We start from the raw sequence: 16697 nt of genomic DNA, 5'->3' as shown, positions 1-16697 counted from the left end.
ATGGCAGCACCTTTGGGTCGTTTAGCACTTATTCCGCTTTTACTGATTACCGCCTGTCACCAACCCATCCCCACCACGCAAGCGGGTCCTGTCCCCTTTGCCGTTAACAAACAACCGGTTGTAGATAATACCACGCTGGAAATTTCCCGTAGCGCGCTGGAATATAACATTCATAAGGTTCAGCAGCTGCTGGGAGACAAAACCCGGATGTGCGCCATTCTTAAAGGCGATGCGTATGGCCACGATCTCTCACTGGTTACGCCGGTGATGATGCAAAACGGAGTGCAGTGTATTGGCATCGCCAGCAACGAGGAGATTAGCATTGTTCGTCAGTCAGGCTATACATCGCAGCTGATGCGCGTTCGCAACGCGACGGAAAAAGAGATGCGCCAGGCGGCGGATTTTGATACCGAAGAGCTGATTGGCAATCTGGATATGGCTAAACGTCTGAGTGCAATTGCCCAGGAGAAAGGGAAAACGATTCGTATTCATCTGGCCCTGAACTCTGGCGGTATGTCACGAAACGGTCTGGAAGTCAGCACCGCGGCAGGTCTGGAAGAGGCCCGCGCCATTTCCACGCTACCCGGTCTGAAAATTGTTGGCATCATGTCACATTTCCCGGAAGAAGATGCGGCGGTGGTTAAACGCGATCTGGCCCGTTTCAATACGCAATCGGCCCAGGTACTCAAAATTACCGGGCTTAAGCGCGAAGATGTCACCCTGCATGTCGCGAATACGTTCGCCACCCTGACCGTTCCTGAATCCTGGCTCGACATGGTGCGTGTTGGCGGTATTTTTTATGGCGATACCATTGCCAGTACCGAATACAAACGCGTCATGACGTTTAAATCCGCAATCGCGTCGGTAAACCATTACCCTAAAGGAAATACCGTCGGCTATGACAGAACCTATACCCTTAAACGTAATTCCGTTCTTGCCAATATTCCGACGGGTTATGCTGATGGCTATCGTCGCGTGTTCAGTAACGTGGGGCACGTATTGATCCACGGCCAGCGGGTTCCTGTACTGGGTAAAACATCCATGAATACCGTGATTGTTGATGTGACCGATCTACCGCAGGTTGCCTCCGGCGATGAAGTGGTGTTATTCGGTAAACAGGGAAATGCGCAGGTGAGCGCAGAAGAAGTCGAAGAAATTAGCGGCGCGCTGTTCACTGAAATGTCGATCCTATGGGGGGCGACAAACAAACGCGTGATGGTCGATTAACGCCTAAAACAGGAAGGGCTTCCTTTTCTCGCTGGAAGCCCTTTTACACAGTGAGCACAGTACTATTTAGCTCTCACTGACACTCTCTCTTTGCAAAATTTTTAGCAAATCTTCCTTCAGGTGAAGTTTCTGTTTCTTAAGACGAACAATGTCCAAACTGTATCCCCGACCATCCGAACCTTCCAGTCTGGAAATCTCATGATCAAGGCTGTTGTGTTTTTCGAATAAGGACAGAAAACGAGGATTCTCGGATTTCAGTCGGGAAATAAGGTCTCTGTATTCTGGAAACATACTTTCTCCCTGTTAGTGGACAAGAACGTGTATAAGAAATACACACCTTCAGCTTATCGGTTTGAGTCAGGGAAAAATGCGAGCAGGATCGAGTAAATAGTGTACAGAATTTTTTAAGAAAATGACGGACATGGCTCCCCGTCAGGAGAGCCATAACGGTGAGGATCAACGCATTTCGCGGTCGTCAACGTACTGACGTTTATCCGGCGCTGGCGGGAAGTACTGATACAGCCAGGTTTCACTGATGGCGTCGCCCTGACAACGCAGGAACATACGCATATCTACCGGATCGGTTGAGTCAGAAGTCGGATACCAGTCAAACTGAATGCGGTAGCCATCGATAGGTTCAACGTAGAGGATCTCAATCTGTTTCGCTTCACCACTCGAAAGCGTAATTACCGGTTCAATACCTTTCGGCGCGGCGGCTTTTAAATCTCCACCAACGAAATCAACGGCAAAACGTCGTGCCCATTTTTCCGGGTAGTGCTCGCCCGGCGCCCATCCTTCCGGGAAGCCGCCCATACCTGTACGGGTCGCCATCACGCGAGCCAGCGGAGAGCGCACCGGCGGCTGAGCGCTCCAGTACAGGCGATATTTGAATTCCAGTTCATCGCCGGCTTTGATCTTCTTCTCCGGCTGCCAGAAGCAGACGACGTTATCCAGCGTTTCACCGGTCGTCGGGATCTCCATTAAGCCAATGGTTCCCTTGCCCCACTGGTTACGTGGCTCGACCCACAGGCTGGGGCGCTTGTTGTACCAACCCATAATGTCCTGATAGTGGGAGAAGTCACGATCCAACTGCAGCAGGCCAAATCCGCGCGGGTTGTTATCGGTATAGGCATTAAACTGCAGTTTTTGCGGGTTATTCAGCGGACGGCAGATCCACTCGCCATTGCCTCGCCACATCGCCAGACGGTCGGAGTCATGAATTTGCGGGTGAATGGTGTCACACATCCGGCGTTCATTGTTACCACAGCTGAACATGCTGGTCATCGGCGCAATACCGAGTTGCTTGATGTCTTTACGTGCATAGACATGATTCTGTACATCCATGATCACCTGCGTTTTCTCACAGTGGATCACAAACTTAAACGCGCCAGTCACGCTTGGGCTATCGAGCAGTGCATAAACAGTAAATGAAGTGGCGCCCGGTTTAACCGTTTCGAACCAGAATGCGGTGAAGTCCGGGAACTCTTCTTTGCTGTCGGTATACGTATCAACCGCCAGACCACGCGCCGACAAACCGTACTGATAGGTGTCATCTACGGCGCGAAAATAGCTGGCACCGAGGAAAGACACGACATCGCGACGAGCCAGTTCAGGCGCTTTGAACACGCGGAAACCGGCGAAACCGAGATCGGTTTGCCCTTCCAGCTGTTTGGTATCCACACCGGCATCGTTGTACTTGAAAAGCTCCGGGCGGAAGTGGATCTCACGCGCCATATGCGTACTGTCATCAACCGAGTACATGCGTACGCGGCGACGGAAGCCCATTCCCACATGGAAGAACTGCGCGTCAAGTTGACGATTTTCAACGTTGTTCCACAGTGACTGTTCTGCGTCGTACTGAATACTGTTGTAAGCCTGCGGCGTCAGTTTAGCCAGCGTATCCGGCAATGCGCGCGGCGCGCCGCCCCAGGGTTTCTGTGCTAAATCATGGGCCATCGATTGCAGAACGGAAAAATCAAAACGTACGGTTTTTCCGTCTGCAATGTCAGACTCTGCCGCATAGGCGGCGCGGGAAAAGAGTGATGCAATACCACTGGTTCCGCACACGGCGGCCACTGCCATTGAACCTTTAATAAATCGTCTGCGATTCATGCCTGAAAGTGAGTCCTTCTGGTCGTGTAAATGGTCCCGCGCCGGTCAAAATCTGCGGCAAGAGAGTGCACATTTCTGACCGCTCACTCTAGACAAAATTCATTAATAATCCAATTGTTGGTCGACGATTATCTGTACAAAATCGAAAATATTTTATGTCGATGAGAACAGGCCGAATCCCGTGTAAATTCAGTTAAAGTAAACCACACCGCCGTTTACTGCGTTCTTCTGCCTCCTGATACAGCGCAAACTCATCATATACTGCGCAGCCCAGCGCCTGTTCAAAGGCATCGCGGCTGGAATTACCGTGGCTGCGCGCCTGCGTTTCATTACCCAGATTAGACTGGAAAATCCCTGCGGCGCTCACGGGCAAAAAATCCTCGTAGGTGATGGGTTGCGCAACCAGCCACCCTCGCTCAATGAGCGGCTGCGGGTCGTCATCCGGACGGATAGCCTGCCGATGCGCCTCGCCCGACGGCGTCAGGCGATAACGGAACCAGGCAAGCCCTTGCTGGCGCAACAGAAACTCGCTGTCCGGGAACGCTTTAAACACGTCCTGAAGATGCAACTGGTGCGTCAGGTTATCTTTCCCCGTCCCCGCTTTACTCAACAGTTCGTCGTACAACGCCCGGCCCTTTGGCGTCAGCGCCACACCACGTTGCTCGATTTCGCCAAAACGTGCTGTGTGAGTTCCACGCATTTCGCCGGCAAACAACACCGGTTCTTCCAGCGCCTTAAAGCTGGTCTGGCGCAGCAAGATAGGCACCTCGCGCCGTGGTGGGCCTTCAATGAGAATTTTCGGTGCAATACCGCACTCCGGCATCATCGACTGCACCCGATCGATATCCAATGTACGCGGCGTCAGATGGTTGATATGACAACCAGGGAAGCACACCACATCGGCAATCAGTCGATGCTCGTTATGCAAGGCATGATACGTTTGTTCATCTACGGTGGCGTGTTGATGCCAACGGAACGTTTCCAGTGCCTCATGCACAAATTCCTGAGCTTGTGCGGGTGTGAAACTACCCTGTGCATCAAACTCATCCAGCAGTTCGTGACAACGACGCGTGAAAATATCACGCTTTGCGAGGATCTCCGCTGCCTGCTGGCGCAACACCGCGTTCTCGATTAATTCGAGGCGTAATAACGAGGTAAATACCCGGAACGGGTTGCGCGAAAGCGAAGCATCGACGATGGGACGAAACGCCGTGGAATGGACGGGGACGCCGGCCTGGGAGAGATCGTAATAGCTAACCGGATACATCCCCATAATGGCAAACATCCGCCGTAGTGTAGACAACTCCTGCGCAGTACCGACCCGAATTGCCCCATGGCGTTCAACATTGAGCCGTGCCAGTTCATCCGCATTGGCCAGTTTTTCATGCAGCGTCGGATTATTTTCCAGTACCGCCAGATTCACATCAGCGACAAGTTCCAGCAACGTGCCATACTGCGGGACTTCCTGCTGGTACATTGCTGACATTGCCTGCGAAAATTGTTCCCGAATCTCATCAGCCGTGATGGTGTTCGCCATAATGTCATGCCTCCAGTGAATATTACCTGGAGTGTAGAAAACGCCGCTGAGTCCGGTGGGAAGAATTTACAAACTGTGATCCCGCATAAATTCCCCCCACCCACAAAGGCAGTGAATTGAAGCTTACTGACGCGGTTTTAACTGACGTTCCAGCCATGGCAACATCTGTTTTTTACGACTGAGCATGCCTTCGACCTTGCAGGGTTGCGGTAACTCTGACAACTCAGATCCAGCGAACCACAGGCTGGTATCGCCAAGATTGATGTCCGTCAGCATCAGTACCACCAGCGCAGCCTGATTTTCCTCAGCATAACGGGTCATCTCCTCGCGGAGATCGTCCAGCATACCGTCAACCTGGCGCAATGCATACAGCTCGAGTTGCGCCACGCAGACTTTATGCCCATGAATGGTGAACGTTTTAATGTCTTTATGCAGCAGCTCACGGGCACTCATGTCTTCGACGCTGGTTTTGGCCGACAACAGATCACGGCTAAAAGCGTCCAGATCCACACCCGTTTTTTGGGCCAGAGCACCCACCGCCTGGCTGTCATCCGGTGTAGTAGTCGGCGAGCGAAGCGTGACAGTGTCACTTAAAATAGCCCCCAGTAGCAAAAAAGCCTCCGCAGACGACAGCTGACTGCGCTCGTCATCCGCCATCAGTTGCCACAACAACGTCGCACTGCTGCCAACAGGTTTGACCCAGACCTCTGGAGGAAGACGAGTCACTAATCCGCCGAGTCGATGATGGTCGATGATACCAACGACATTGCTCTCAGACAGCGATTCCGGCCCCTGTGTCGGTTCGGTGAAATCTACCACCCAAACATCCTGATCGGTCAGCGGAAACGAGAGTCGTTCGGGCATGTCCAGTCCTGCATGCGCAAAGATAAATTGCGTTTCGCGGTTCGGTTCGCCCAGACGCCATGCCGTCGCCTGCCGGCCGCGTAACGTAAGCCAGCGAGCTGTCATTGCCGCGGTGCAAATGGCATCGCTATCGGGGTTAAGGTGCCCTATTACATGGATCATGGTCAGTGCCTTGTGATGATGGATGATGAAAAAGCGAACAATTGTCCGAATATAACGACTGGCTACATTCCCTTCCATGATCCCACTACGCGGTCATGCTGTACAAAACATAAGCAAAATAAATCAGTTGTAAGTAAAACACGTTAAATGTTAATAATATTTTGCTATCAAGTTATCAAAAACAAACAACTTCACTTGTCACCAATACGGCTCTGTTTTTAACATCGCTTATGGAAAAAAATGTTCTGTTCAATCAGCGCATTCGCTTGCGCCATCTTCATACTTTTGTCGCCGTTGCCCAACAGGGAACGTTGGGACGTGCGGCCGAAACCCTTAACCTGAGTCAACCAGCCCTCTCCAAAACACTGAACGAACTGGAGCAACTGACCGGAACCCGACTCTTTGAACGCGGTCGCCTTGGTGCACAATTAACGTTGCCCGGCGAGCAGTTTCTTACCCATGCGGTAAGAGTGCTTGATGCACTCAACACTGCCGGGCAGGCATTAAATCATCGTGAAGAATCTCAGAATGATGTCGTGCGTATTGGTGCCTTGCCAACAGCTGCGTTGGGTATTCTTCCAGCGGTAATCGGTCCGTTCCATAAGCAGCAAATGGAGACTACTCTGCAAGTTGCCACCATGAGTAATCCCATGATACTGGCCGGTTTAAAATCCGGGGAGATCGACCTCGGTATTGGCCGTATGGCCGATCCGGAATTGATGGTCGGTCTGAACTACGAACTGTTATTTCTGGAATCGCTCAAACTGGTCGTGCGCCCTAACCATCCATTGTTACAGGAAACCATCACGCTGAGCCGGGTGATTGAGTGGCCAGTGGTGGTTTCGCCGAAAGGAACCGCCCCTCGCCAGCATGCTGAGGCATTGTTGCAAAGTCAGGGCTGTAAAATGCCGCCGGGTTGTATTGAAACGCTGTCAGCATCGCTCTCCCGTCAACTGACGGTTGATTACGACTATGTGTGGTTTGTCCCTTCAGGCGCGGTTAGAGAAGATCTGCGCCAGGCAACGCTGGTGTCATTGCCAATTCCCACCCACGGTGCGGGTGAACCCATCGGTATTCTTACTCGTGTCGATGTGCAACTCTCTCAGGCCGCCCAGATCCTTATCGCCGCAATACGCAAAACCGTACCTGTTTAATCGTATTGATGATTGGGTCTGTTATTACCGGCAGGCCCACCCCATGTAAATGTTCAATATATGGACGGTAAAACCGTCATAAAACACAGCTAAAAGCGTATTTTTCCTTACAAGTAAATTAAGCAATGCTTATTATTGATGATATCTCTGTCGAATAATGGCGGATGAAATTCTCTACACAAACTTACATCTATAAATTTTCTTTTAGAATTCAATGAGGAATAAAAAATCAATCTAATTAATTTAATACTATATTACATTAAATAATTAGCTATTGCCCCTAATCTAATTCTTAAAAAAAACAACTACAGCTTCACCCGCTATTCAGTCAGAATCTCACGACATATAATGTTTTCGCCATTTAATTTGTTATTAAGGAAAATAACGTGAAATTTGTTAATTGTTTAAGCGCAGTAGCGCTTCTGGTCGCAGGTGCTACTTTTCAGGCCCAGGCGGCTGGTTCTGATTCTGCAAACATTGATTTTTCAGGAAATATTACATCATCAACCTGTGATGTCAGTATTGATGGTATTTCTGCTTCCAAAGAGGTCAAACTGCCAGATATCACTGTTCCTGCGATGCAAGCGGCTGTCAGTAGTCCTGCGATGAAAACCAAATTTCAGATCACCGTTAAAAACTGCGCCACTGAACCAGCGGGTGGTAAAGTAAAAGGGCAATTTTCAACAACCGGTAATTACAATAGCACCAGCAAAGCATTGTTAAACGCTGCCGCAGGAGATAAAGATGCGGGTTTCCAGGTAGAAGATACCGCAACCAGTACCATTATCGATTTTACATCAGCCACACCGCAATCTGAAGCTACTTACGATACCACCAACGGTGCAGTATTTAATTATACCGTCGGTTATATCTACTCAGGTTCTGGTACGCCGACTGTTGGTGTAGTGAAAGCGAATACCACCTTTGTAACAACCTACCCCTAACAAGCTGTATAAGATCAACATTAGTTAATAACTCTGCTGCAACTTTAATTCAAGGTTGCAGCTATTTAACCAAGACACAAATGATATGATTCCACAAAATACATTCAGATTAATTATATTTTCTGCCGCTATCTCTTTTAGCTATTCGTCAGTCGCCAGCATAGTGATTAACGCTACCCGTGTCATTTACCCTTCCGACGCGAAAGAGGCGCTCATTAAAATGGTTAATCAGGGGCAACAACCTTTATTAGTCCAGTCCTGGTTAGACGATGGTCATGAAGATGTTGATCCGCAAACCCTAAACGTTCCTTTTATCGCCTCCCCCCCAGTCAGTCGGGTCGATCCTAAACAGGGACTGACCGTACGCTTAAACTGGGACGGGCAACCGTTACCCACCGATCGTGAAAGCGTGTATTGGTTTAATGCACTTGAAATCCCCGGAAAAAATAAAGATGCCGCTAAATCAAATCAGCTGCAGATAGCGCTGAAAACCCGCATCAAGGTTTTTTATCGCCCCGCATCCCTTCCTGGTTCGGCGGATGACGCAATCCAACATCTGAAATGGAGCCTTGCAAACCAAGGTAAACAAATTTGGGCGACGGCGAAAAATGACTCTCCTTATTTTGTTTCGCTTGTTGGCGCTAACATCACTTCCGGGGGGAAAAAATACAAAATTGAGCCCGACATGGTCGCCCCTTTTTCCAGCGCCAGCTATGAAGTGAAAACGCTCACCACTCCCCGGCTAGAATCCGTTTCATGGACAGCAGTCAATGATTACGGGGCTAACGTTGACGTAACGGATAAATAAAAAACGCGTGCAAGGATTGCTCTATGTCAATGTCAAAACACCGGTTAGCGACCTCAGTATGGGTATTATTGGCTATTTGTCAGACAGGATTTGCTGACGATAATTACATTGAATTCAACGATGACTTTATCTTCAGCAATGCAGGTAAAAAATCGGCAATCGACGTGTCACAATATGCGCGCGGCAACCCGGTGAAACCCGGTATATATACCGTCTCAGTTTGGATTAACGGTGAGCAACAGCAAACTGCAAAGATCCAGTTTATTGACAACCACACCCCGAACGCGTCTCCCTGCCTGACTCGTGAGGTGCTCGATGAAGCAAACGTTGATGTAAGCAAACTCCCCACGGCAGATGCGGACGAAGGTGAATCGCAATGCTATATACTGGCGGATTATTACCCCTCATCCAGCGTGAGTTACGATCCTAATTCACAGATCCTGATGCTCACAATTCCGCAACTGTTTCTCGTCAGCCACCCTGCGGGTTATGTCAACCCCGCACGCTGGGATGCCGGTATTCCTGCTGCAATACTGAACTGGAGCTTCAGCGGTTATCACAGTGAAAACGACGGTAGCGCTTCTGACAGTGGTTATCTGGGGCTCGGCTATGGTCTCAATTTGGGAGCATGGCGGTTACGTTCCAGCGGCGCGCTGAACTGGACAAAAGACGATAGTGCAACCTGGGACAACTACGATCTCTATTTAGCACGGGATTTACCCCCTATGCGGGCACAAATGGAACTGGGCCAGGTCACCTCTCGCAGCGAAGTACTGGATAGTATCGGCATTAAAGGCGTACATCTGTATAACGACAAACGTATGGATCCACATGACGGTCGCTACGTTCCCGTCATCAACGGCGTGGCTAACAGTAATGCCAAAATTACCGTACGACAGCAGTCTCGCATCATCTATGAAACCACCGTTCCCCCAGGTCCTTTTGCCCTGAAAGATTATTATGTGGCAATCAACGGCGCTGACCTTGACGTTACCGTGGAAGAAGCTGATGGGTCAAAACGGTTATTCACCGTACCGTATGCCTCTGTTGCTCAGTTAATGACCAAGGGTGAAGTTGACTGGGATTTTGCCGTTGGGACATTAGACAACAATGACAACAGCGACTCCCCATGGGTGCTCACCACGAACGGTAATTATGGACTGAGCGATATTTTCACGCTGTATGGCGGCATACAGTCAATGGAAGAAGACTATCTGGCGGGGATGCTGGGTCTGGCGATGAATACGCGTCTTGGTGCTATCGCAGTCGATGTTATCCACTCTCGCGCTTCACTTGAAGATATTGGCGCTCTGCAGGGGCAGAGTTACCGTGTAAGCTACAGTAATGTGCTGGACGCAACACAGACCAATTTCAGCTTTAGCGCCTATCGATACAGCACCAAAGATTACCTCTCGCTTAATGACGTCATCTCTTTGCAAAATAGCATCGATAGTTATAGCGACGATCACGATACTAACCGTAACGATGCGTATCGCAACAGCTACAGCCATTCCAAGAATGAGCTTCAGGCTAACGTCAATCAACCGATCAACCTTAACGGTGAAGATTACGGTTCATTTTATCTCAGCGGCACCTGGACGAGTTACTGGGGTAGCTCAGACAAAACGTCTCAGTATTCGCTGGGCTACAGCAATACTTTCCGCTCCATCTCGTGGAATATCTCGCTGCAGCGCAGTTATAACGAATGGGGCGATGAAGATGACAGCCTGTACGTTGGGTTGAGTATTCCTTTTGGTAGCAACGCTCAAAACGATCAACCAGCATTCTCCAGTCTGAACCTCAGCGCCAATAGCGACTTTAGCGGCAACAACGGTTTCACCAGTACGGCCAGCGGCAACAGTAGCAACAATAAATGGAACTACAGCCTCAGCACCACCGCTAACCAGGCCAGCCAGGGAGAAGACACCTATTCCGTCAGCGGATATTCCACTTATAACGGCGCGCATGGATCGACCAGCGTTTCCGCTACAGTCGATAAAAATCATAACCAGCAGTATTACCTAAACAATAACGGCGGTGTGCTGTTACACAGCGGTGGATTGACGCTCTTACCGGGTAATGTCAACGCACAAAGCGCCATAGCCCTTATTGAAGCGCAAGGTGCAGATGGCGCGACCACCACCAATGGGTATGGTGAGATTGACAGTGCCGGATACGCAGTTGCCACCAGTCTTTCACCTTATGCCGAGAATACCGTCGGACTGGATCTCAGCACCATCAAGGCGGACGTCGAAGTGAAAAATACCTCCGCCGCCGTGGTTCCGCGCGATGGTGCCGTGGTGAAAGTCACCTTCGCCACCCAGCAAGGTCAATCGGTGTTTGTCACGCTCAGACGTAGTGATAACAGTTTCATTCCATTGGGCGCGAACATTCTCAATGAGCAGGGAAAATCCGTTGGCGCAATGGGTCAGGCGGGCCGCGCCTTTTTACGCGGGATCGAACAACGTGGCAGCCTGAAGGTTATTTGGGGGAGCGACGCGGCAAGCTACTGCGATGTGACCTACCAGATCCCTGACGCGCCCGCGATGATCGGAAAATCAATTCATCTGGAGACGTTAGTTTGCCAGATGCCAGGAGCCGGAAAGTAGCTTATGCGCCAGGTAATGCTTGTTTCTTTTCTATTATGCAGCCCGCATCTCTTTGCGGCGGATGTCGTGGTTAACTTTAAGGCCAATTTGCTTGCTATGACCTGCACCGTCAATATTGTTGTTGGTTCAAGCAAAGCGGTGAACCAGACCATCGATTTTGGTGTATTAACCCGCGCAGAACTGGAGGCTCAGGGCGCTAACACGCTGAAAGATTTTTCGTTGCAGTACAGCAACTGTACGATCGGCTCCAGTACAAACCAGACAGTGACCTGGATGAAAACGGGAATTAAGGCCTCTTCTGTCTACAGCGGTTATCCAACCGAACTCAAGGGTGGGGATAACGGGGCAGCAGCGGTTTTGTATCGTTCTGGCTCCCCAAACTCTCTGTTGGTTCTCAATAGTAGTACTCCGCTTGACTGGACCTCGACTGAGCGCACCAATAAAACCCTGAATCTGGTCTTATCTCTGCGTCCAACGTCTTACTCAACCACCGCGACAAGTGGCACCTTCAACGGTTCGTTGACGTTCACTACCACCTATCAGTAGGAGCCACCATGAAATTTATCCCAACAGTCTTATTGCTGATATCCACACCGCTATGGGCCGCAATCAGTACCAATACAAATGTATTAACGGTTAAGGCGGAGCTGGTTACCGGTAGCTGTTATATTGCCGCTTCTGATATGGATTTAGGTGACCTGGACGCAAGCGAATTCTCTGCGGGTGGCGCATGGGCGGATTTATCTGCCACTGCGCAGGGAAACGTAACCTTAGCAGGGCAAATGCTTACTCTGAGCTGCGACTCAGGGTCCGTTGCCAAATCTCTGGTAATGAGCATCAAACCGCAAAAGGCGCAGCTAACCGGTAACCAGATCTTCCCTAATGAATATACAGGGCCAACAGGGCGAGTTAAATCAACAACCGCAGCAGGTAATGTTGGCGTTGTCGCTTTTTTTGACGGAAAAAATGTTTTAAATAAAGACAATACTTCCGAAGTTATTATCGATAGTAACTATATTGGTACCGATGACAATAAGGTCCTTCCTATCCTGCGCGCCCGCTTCCAGAAAATAGATTCATCAAAACCGGTCACTCCAGGTGGAGTATTAAGTCAGGTGCAAATCAGCGTGAGCTACAAATAATGGATAAACGGCAGGTTAATATGAGTTCGATGATTTCACGATCAATTTCTTTTATGACATTGCTGCTGAGCGGAATTTATTCATATCAGGTGCAGGCTAAGGAGTGTATTTTTGAAGATATTAATACCAGCACGATAAGCGCAGGAACGTTAGTCGTGAATAGTTATAACCCATCCAGTACAACACCCGTGCTATTGGGGACGCTCAGCGCGGGCAAGTATGGTTACTTAAACTGTGGTACCGGTAATGATGGTTCTGATTTTTATGGAAGATCCACAGCAACAAGCGGTACACAGTCCGATAGTTATACCAGTACCAGCGGCAGTACAAAATATAGCTACAATAGAGTTTTTTTTCCAACGAGCATACCTGGAATATATTATAACATTTACATAGCTAATTCTATTAATGCTATTTATACAGCTTATATTCCGTCTAATACGAGTTGGACACGTGAGATCGATAATGCTGCAGATGGAGATTTTCCTGTTGGATTATACATCGAAGTTTGGCAGCGTGGGGTGGTTTCCTCAATAGGTAATGGTGAAGCGCATCCTGTTATAAATGGTGAAGTAGGCAGGTTTAAAGCAGGGGATGAAAATATAACTAGTCAACAGATTGTCGCCACAGTAAACGCTTCTTCATTCACCGTAAAATTCGCCGCGCCAACCTGTAACCTATCCGTTTCCCCCACCACCATCGACTTTGGCGATGTGGGTAATGACAAACCACGAAAAACCTTCACCTTGAAAAATAGCAACTGCGTTAATGCTTCAGGGGTTACCCTTAAACTGACGTCGACCAAAGCGGCTTATGATAATAGCGGGTTGTCTATTCTCGCCAATACCACAACTGGCACCTCAGCAGCGGGCGGACGGGGAGTGGCGGTGTCTTACGAGGGATCGTCCCGGCAATATCTGTCGGCGAATGACACAAATTCTTCAGTGTCCATCGACTTTGGTTCCATCGTAACGGCGAAAGATATCACCATGGCCGGATTACTCACCTGTACCTCCGCCAGCAACAACAGTACCTGTGATGACTACACCCCCGGAGCCTTCACCGCCGTAGGCACCCTCAGCGCGACGTACAAATAAATAAGAAATCCGGTAATACAAAGAATCGTATTACCGGATGACTGACCTGTCAGAATGTTTCCCAGTTATCCGTATTTACCGTGTTTGATTTTGGCAGTGAAACCGATGGATGAACGGCAGGTGTAACGCGTCTAATTGCGCTTGTCCCGGTTAAACGGAATGTGCCGACGGCTTCCGTTAAGCGTGCGGCCTGCTCTTCAAGAGAGGCCGCAGCGGCCGATGCTTCTTCAACCAGTGAGGCGTTTTGCTGCGTGACCTTATCCATCTCTGAAATCGCCTGGCTTACCTGGACGATGCCCCGGCTTTGTTCATCAGAGGCCGCCGCAATTTCCAGCATAATGTCGGTCACGCGTTTTACCGCATCGACAATATCCGTCATCGTATTGCCCGCTGCGACCACTTCTCCAGAGCCCTGGTCAATCAGTCGGACAGATTCGCTGATCAATCCTTCTATCTCTTTTGCCGCCTGGGCGCTGCGGCTTGCTAACGTACGTACCTCACTGGCTACGACGGCAAACCCTCTCCCCTGCTCGCCTGCCCGCGCCGCTTCGACCGCTGCGTTCAGCGCCAGGATATTGGTCTGGAAGGCAATGCTGTTTATAACGGCGGTAATTTCGGAGATTTTCTTCGAACTTGTTGAGATATTCCCCATGGTTTTAACCACGCCAGAGACCATCTGACCGCCCCGGCTGGCCTTGCCGGAAGCATCTTCCGCCAGCGTGCTCGCATGATGTGCGTTGTCGGCGTTTTGCTTCACCGTAGCCGTCAGTTCTTCCATGCTGGCCGCCGTTTGTTCAATCGCCGCGGCCTGTTGTTCAGTTCGTGAAGAAAGATCGGTATTGCCCGCAGAAATCTCACTGGTACCACGGTAGATTTCTTCCGCCCCCTGACGTACCGTGCCCACCGTTTTCCCAAGCGATCGTTGCATTGTTTGCAGATGACGGCTCAGGCGACCAATTTCGCTGCGCCCGGTTGGTTCCTCCGGCATCGTCAGATCGCCCGCTGAAATTTGCTCAATACGCTGGGCCGCACGTAACAAAGGATGAATAACGGTACGGCGCAAAACAATGAACGTCATCACGGTCAGCGCCAGCGCAAGAACGAATGCGCCCAGCATAAAGGCCATGCCAAGCTGTGTACGTTGGTGCGCCTGTTCGCTTAACTGATTCGCCCTTGCGGTACGAATATCGATCGCCTTTAACAACACCTTGTTGTAAGCAGAGTCCAGCGGTCTGGCCTGTTCATTTTCATGGTTGATGATCGCCTCGAACATACCGTTTTTGGCATACTTCAGCATGGGCTGTAAACCATCAATATAGGCTTTGAAGCTGGCGCTTAATTCCGCGTCTAACGCTTCATCGGCAGACGTTTTAACCGCGCGCGACATATAAGCATGGAAACCGTCCTGCGATTGCTTAATACGTTTTTCTGCCTCGGCAATATTGGCCTTCATGTCATCCATTTCAGCAATACGGCTCGCCGCACCAGCATGGATCATGTTGATACGCGCGGTGCGTAAGTGGTTAGAGCTGTTAGATAACCCCATCCGAACCTGAATCTCATCGGTTACATCGCGCTGATCGCGATCGGCCTGCATAAGAAAATAACCTGCCAGCCCGGAACTTAAGGCGAACAGCAGAAGGATGCCACCGAGAATGGAGGAAAACAGCGGAACCAGCCGGATTTGATGCAGAAAGCCCAGTTTATGCTGGGCTTGCATCGATGTAGTGTTGTCCATGACCGTCGACTCTCTTGTAGGGTTTATGCGTGAAAACACGCCCGTTAGATAGTCATCGGCAATCCGGGAAGTTTACTTACCGTGAAAAGCGCCGGATTCGTCACACTTTCACAACATCATTCAAAGAAATTCAGGAAAGTGCCAGCGGTGAAATCCGCTGGCCAATGAATCAGTTATCACCAAAATGGATAACGGTACGGATGGATTTACCCTGATGCATTAAATCGAACGCTTCGTTAATCTGCTCCAAAGGCAGGCGATGCGTAATAAACGGATCTAACTGAATTTTTCCGCTCATTGCTTCTTCAACCATACCCGGCAGCTGAGTACGCCCTTTTACGCCGCCAAACGCGGAACCGCGCCACACGCGACCGGTTACTAACTGGAACGGACGTGTTTTGATCTCCTGACCGGCACCCGCCACGCCAATGATGATGCTTTCGCCCCACCCTTTATGGCAACACTCCAGCGCCGCACGCATCACGTTAACGTTGCCGATACACTCAAAGCTAAAGTCCACGCCACCGTCGGTGAGCTCAACAATCACGTCCTGCACCGGTTTATCGTAATCGTTCGGGTTGATGAAATCGGTCGCGCCCATTTCACCCGCCAGTTTGAATTTCTCCGGATTGGTATCAACGGCCAGAATACGCCCGGCTTTTGCCTGCACCGCGCCCTGAATCACCGCCAGGCCAATACCGCCCAGACCAAATACGGCTACGGTATCGCCTTCCTTCACTTTCGCGGTGTTATGGACCGCGCCGATACCGGTGGTCACGCCACACCCCAGCAGACACACTTTATCCAGCGGAGCCTGCGGGTTAACCTTCGCCAGCGAGATCTCTGCGCAAACGGTATATTCGCTGAAGGTACTGGTGCCCATATAGTGATAAATCGGCTCGCCGTTATACGAGAAGCGCGTTGTGCCATCCGGCATCAGACCTTTGCCCTGTGTCGCCCGCACGGCCTGACACAAGTTAGTTTTACCCGATTTACAGAACTTGCACTCGCCGCACTCTGCGGTGTACAGCGGAATCACATGATCGCCCGGTTTCAGGCTGGTAACGCCTTCCCCCACTTCAACCACAATGCCGCCGCCTTCATGGCCCAGTACCGCCGGGAACACGCCTTCCGGATCGTCGCCTGAGAGCGTAAAAGCATCAGTATGGCACACGCCGGTGTGGGTAATTTTAACCAGCACTTCACCTTTCTTTGGTGGTGCGACGTCGATTTCAACAATTTTTAACGGTTGGCCGGGGCCAAATGCAACTGCTGCACGTGATTTCATTTGTCTCTTCCCATT

The 16697-nt window shown here is 50.2% G+C and carries 14 protein-coding genes; 8 read left to right on the top strand and 6 right to left on the bottom strand.

The annotated features are described in order from the left end of the window. Positions 1–1227, top strand: a complete 1227-nt coding sequence (alr, locus tag EHN13_RS08160; RefSeq protein WP_124021187.1) for an alanine racemase — start codon at positions 1–3, stop codon at positions 1225–1227. Positions 1228–1293: 66 nt separating this feature from the next. Here the strand turns inward: alr and EHN13_RS08155 are convergent, their stop codons facing one another. From EHN13_RS08155 to EHN13_RS08140, 4 genes are all read right to left on the bottom strand, one after another. Next, the gene (locus tag EHN13_RS08155; protein WP_003020276.1) at positions 1294–1518 is read right to left on the bottom strand and encodes an HP1242/YdcH family protein; all 225 of its coding nucleotides are present in this window, start codon (positions 1516–1518) and stop codon (positions 1294–1296) included. A 165-nt stretch (positions 1519–1683) separates the two neighbouring features. Beyond that, entirely contained in the window at positions 1684–3339 is a 1656-nt protein-coding gene (locus tag EHN13_RS08150) for a glucan biosynthesis protein D (protein WP_048211586.1), read from the bottom strand. A 193-nt stretch (positions 3340–3532) separates the two neighbouring features. Beyond that, a complete protein-coding gene (hglS, locus tag EHN13_RS08145) occupies positions 3533–4876 on the bottom strand; it encodes a 2-oxoadipate dioxygenase/decarboxylase HglS (RefSeq protein WP_124021186.1) in 1344 nt (447 codons plus the stop codon). 123 nt (positions 4877–4999) lie between these two features. Beyond that, positions 5000–5902, bottom strand: a complete 903-nt coding sequence (locus EHN13_RS08140; RefSeq protein WP_124021185.1) for a manganese-dependent inorganic pyrophosphatase — start codon at positions 5900–5902, stop codon at positions 5000–5002. A 230-nt stretch (positions 5903–6132) separates the two neighbouring features. Here EHN13_RS08140 and EHN13_RS08135 point away from each other — a divergent pair, with 230 nt between their 5' ends. The 7 genes from EHN13_RS08135 to EHN13_RS08105 all read left to right on the top strand — a co-directional run bounded on the left by EHN13_RS08135 (position 6133) and on the right by EHN13_RS08105 (position 13656). Continuing rightward, positions 6133–7056, top strand: coding sequence for a LysR substrate-binding domain-containing protein (locus tag EHN13_RS08135; protein ID WP_048211583.1), 924 nt, complete (start codon positions 6133–6135; stop codon positions 7054–7056). A gap of 386 nt (positions 7057–7442) precedes the next feature. After that, entirely contained in the window at positions 7443–8000 is a 558-nt protein-coding gene (locus EHN13_RS08130) for a fimbrial protein (RefSeq protein WP_003836101.1), read from the top strand. 85 nt (positions 8001–8085) lie between these two features. Further along, a complete protein-coding gene (locus EHN13_RS08125) occupies positions 8086–8808 on the top strand; it encodes a fimbria/pilus periplasmic chaperone (RefSeq protein ID WP_032935666.1) in 723 nt (240 codons plus the stop codon). Positions 8809–8831: 23 nt separating this feature from the next. After that, positions 8832–11417 (top strand): outer membrane usher protein, encoded by a 2586-nt coding sequence (locus tag EHN13_RS08120; RefSeq protein ID WP_124021184.1) that lies wholly within the window; start codon positions 8832–8834, stop codon positions 11415–11417. Between the two features lie 66 nt (positions 11418–11483). Next, a complete protein-coding gene (locus EHN13_RS08115) occupies positions 11484–11963 on the top strand; it encodes a fimbrial protein (RefSeq protein ID WP_249039294.1) in 480 nt (159 codons plus the stop codon). 8 nt (positions 11964–11971) lie between these two features. After that, positions 11972–12559 (top strand): fimbrial protein, encoded by a 588-nt coding sequence (locus tag EHN13_RS08110; RefSeq protein ID WP_048211578.1) that lies wholly within the window; start codon positions 11972–11974, stop codon positions 12557–12559. Positions 12560–12579: 20 nt separating this feature from the next. Further along, positions 12580–13656, top strand: coding sequence for a fimbrial protein (locus EHN13_RS08105; RefSeq protein WP_232034703.1), 1077 nt, complete (start codon positions 12580–12582; stop codon positions 13654–13656). A 49-nt stretch (positions 13657–13705) separates the two neighbouring features. Here the strand turns inward: EHN13_RS08105 and EHN13_RS08100 are convergent, their stop codons facing one another. Then, positions 13706–15394: a methyl-accepting chemotaxis protein gene (locus tag EHN13_RS08100; RefSeq protein ID WP_124021181.1), complete on the bottom strand. Its 1689-nt coding sequence runs from the start codon at positions 15392–15394 to the stop codon at positions 13706–13708. A gap of 169 nt (positions 15395–15563) precedes the next feature. After that, positions 15564–16682, bottom strand: coding sequence for an S-(hydroxymethyl)glutathione dehydrogenase/class III alcohol dehydrogenase (locus tag EHN13_RS08090; protein ID WP_003020293.1), 1119 nt, complete (start codon positions 16680–16682; stop codon positions 15564–15566). Between the last annotated feature and the right edge of the window lie 15 nt (positions 16683–16697).

This window comes from Citrobacter youngae (assembly GCF_003818115.1).
In the GTDB taxonomy this organism is placed as follows: Bacteria; Pseudomonadota; Gammaproteobacteria; order Enterobacterales; family Enterobacteriaceae; genus Citrobacter; species Citrobacter youngae.
This window is presented reverse-complemented; position numbering and strand designations above follow the sequence as displayed.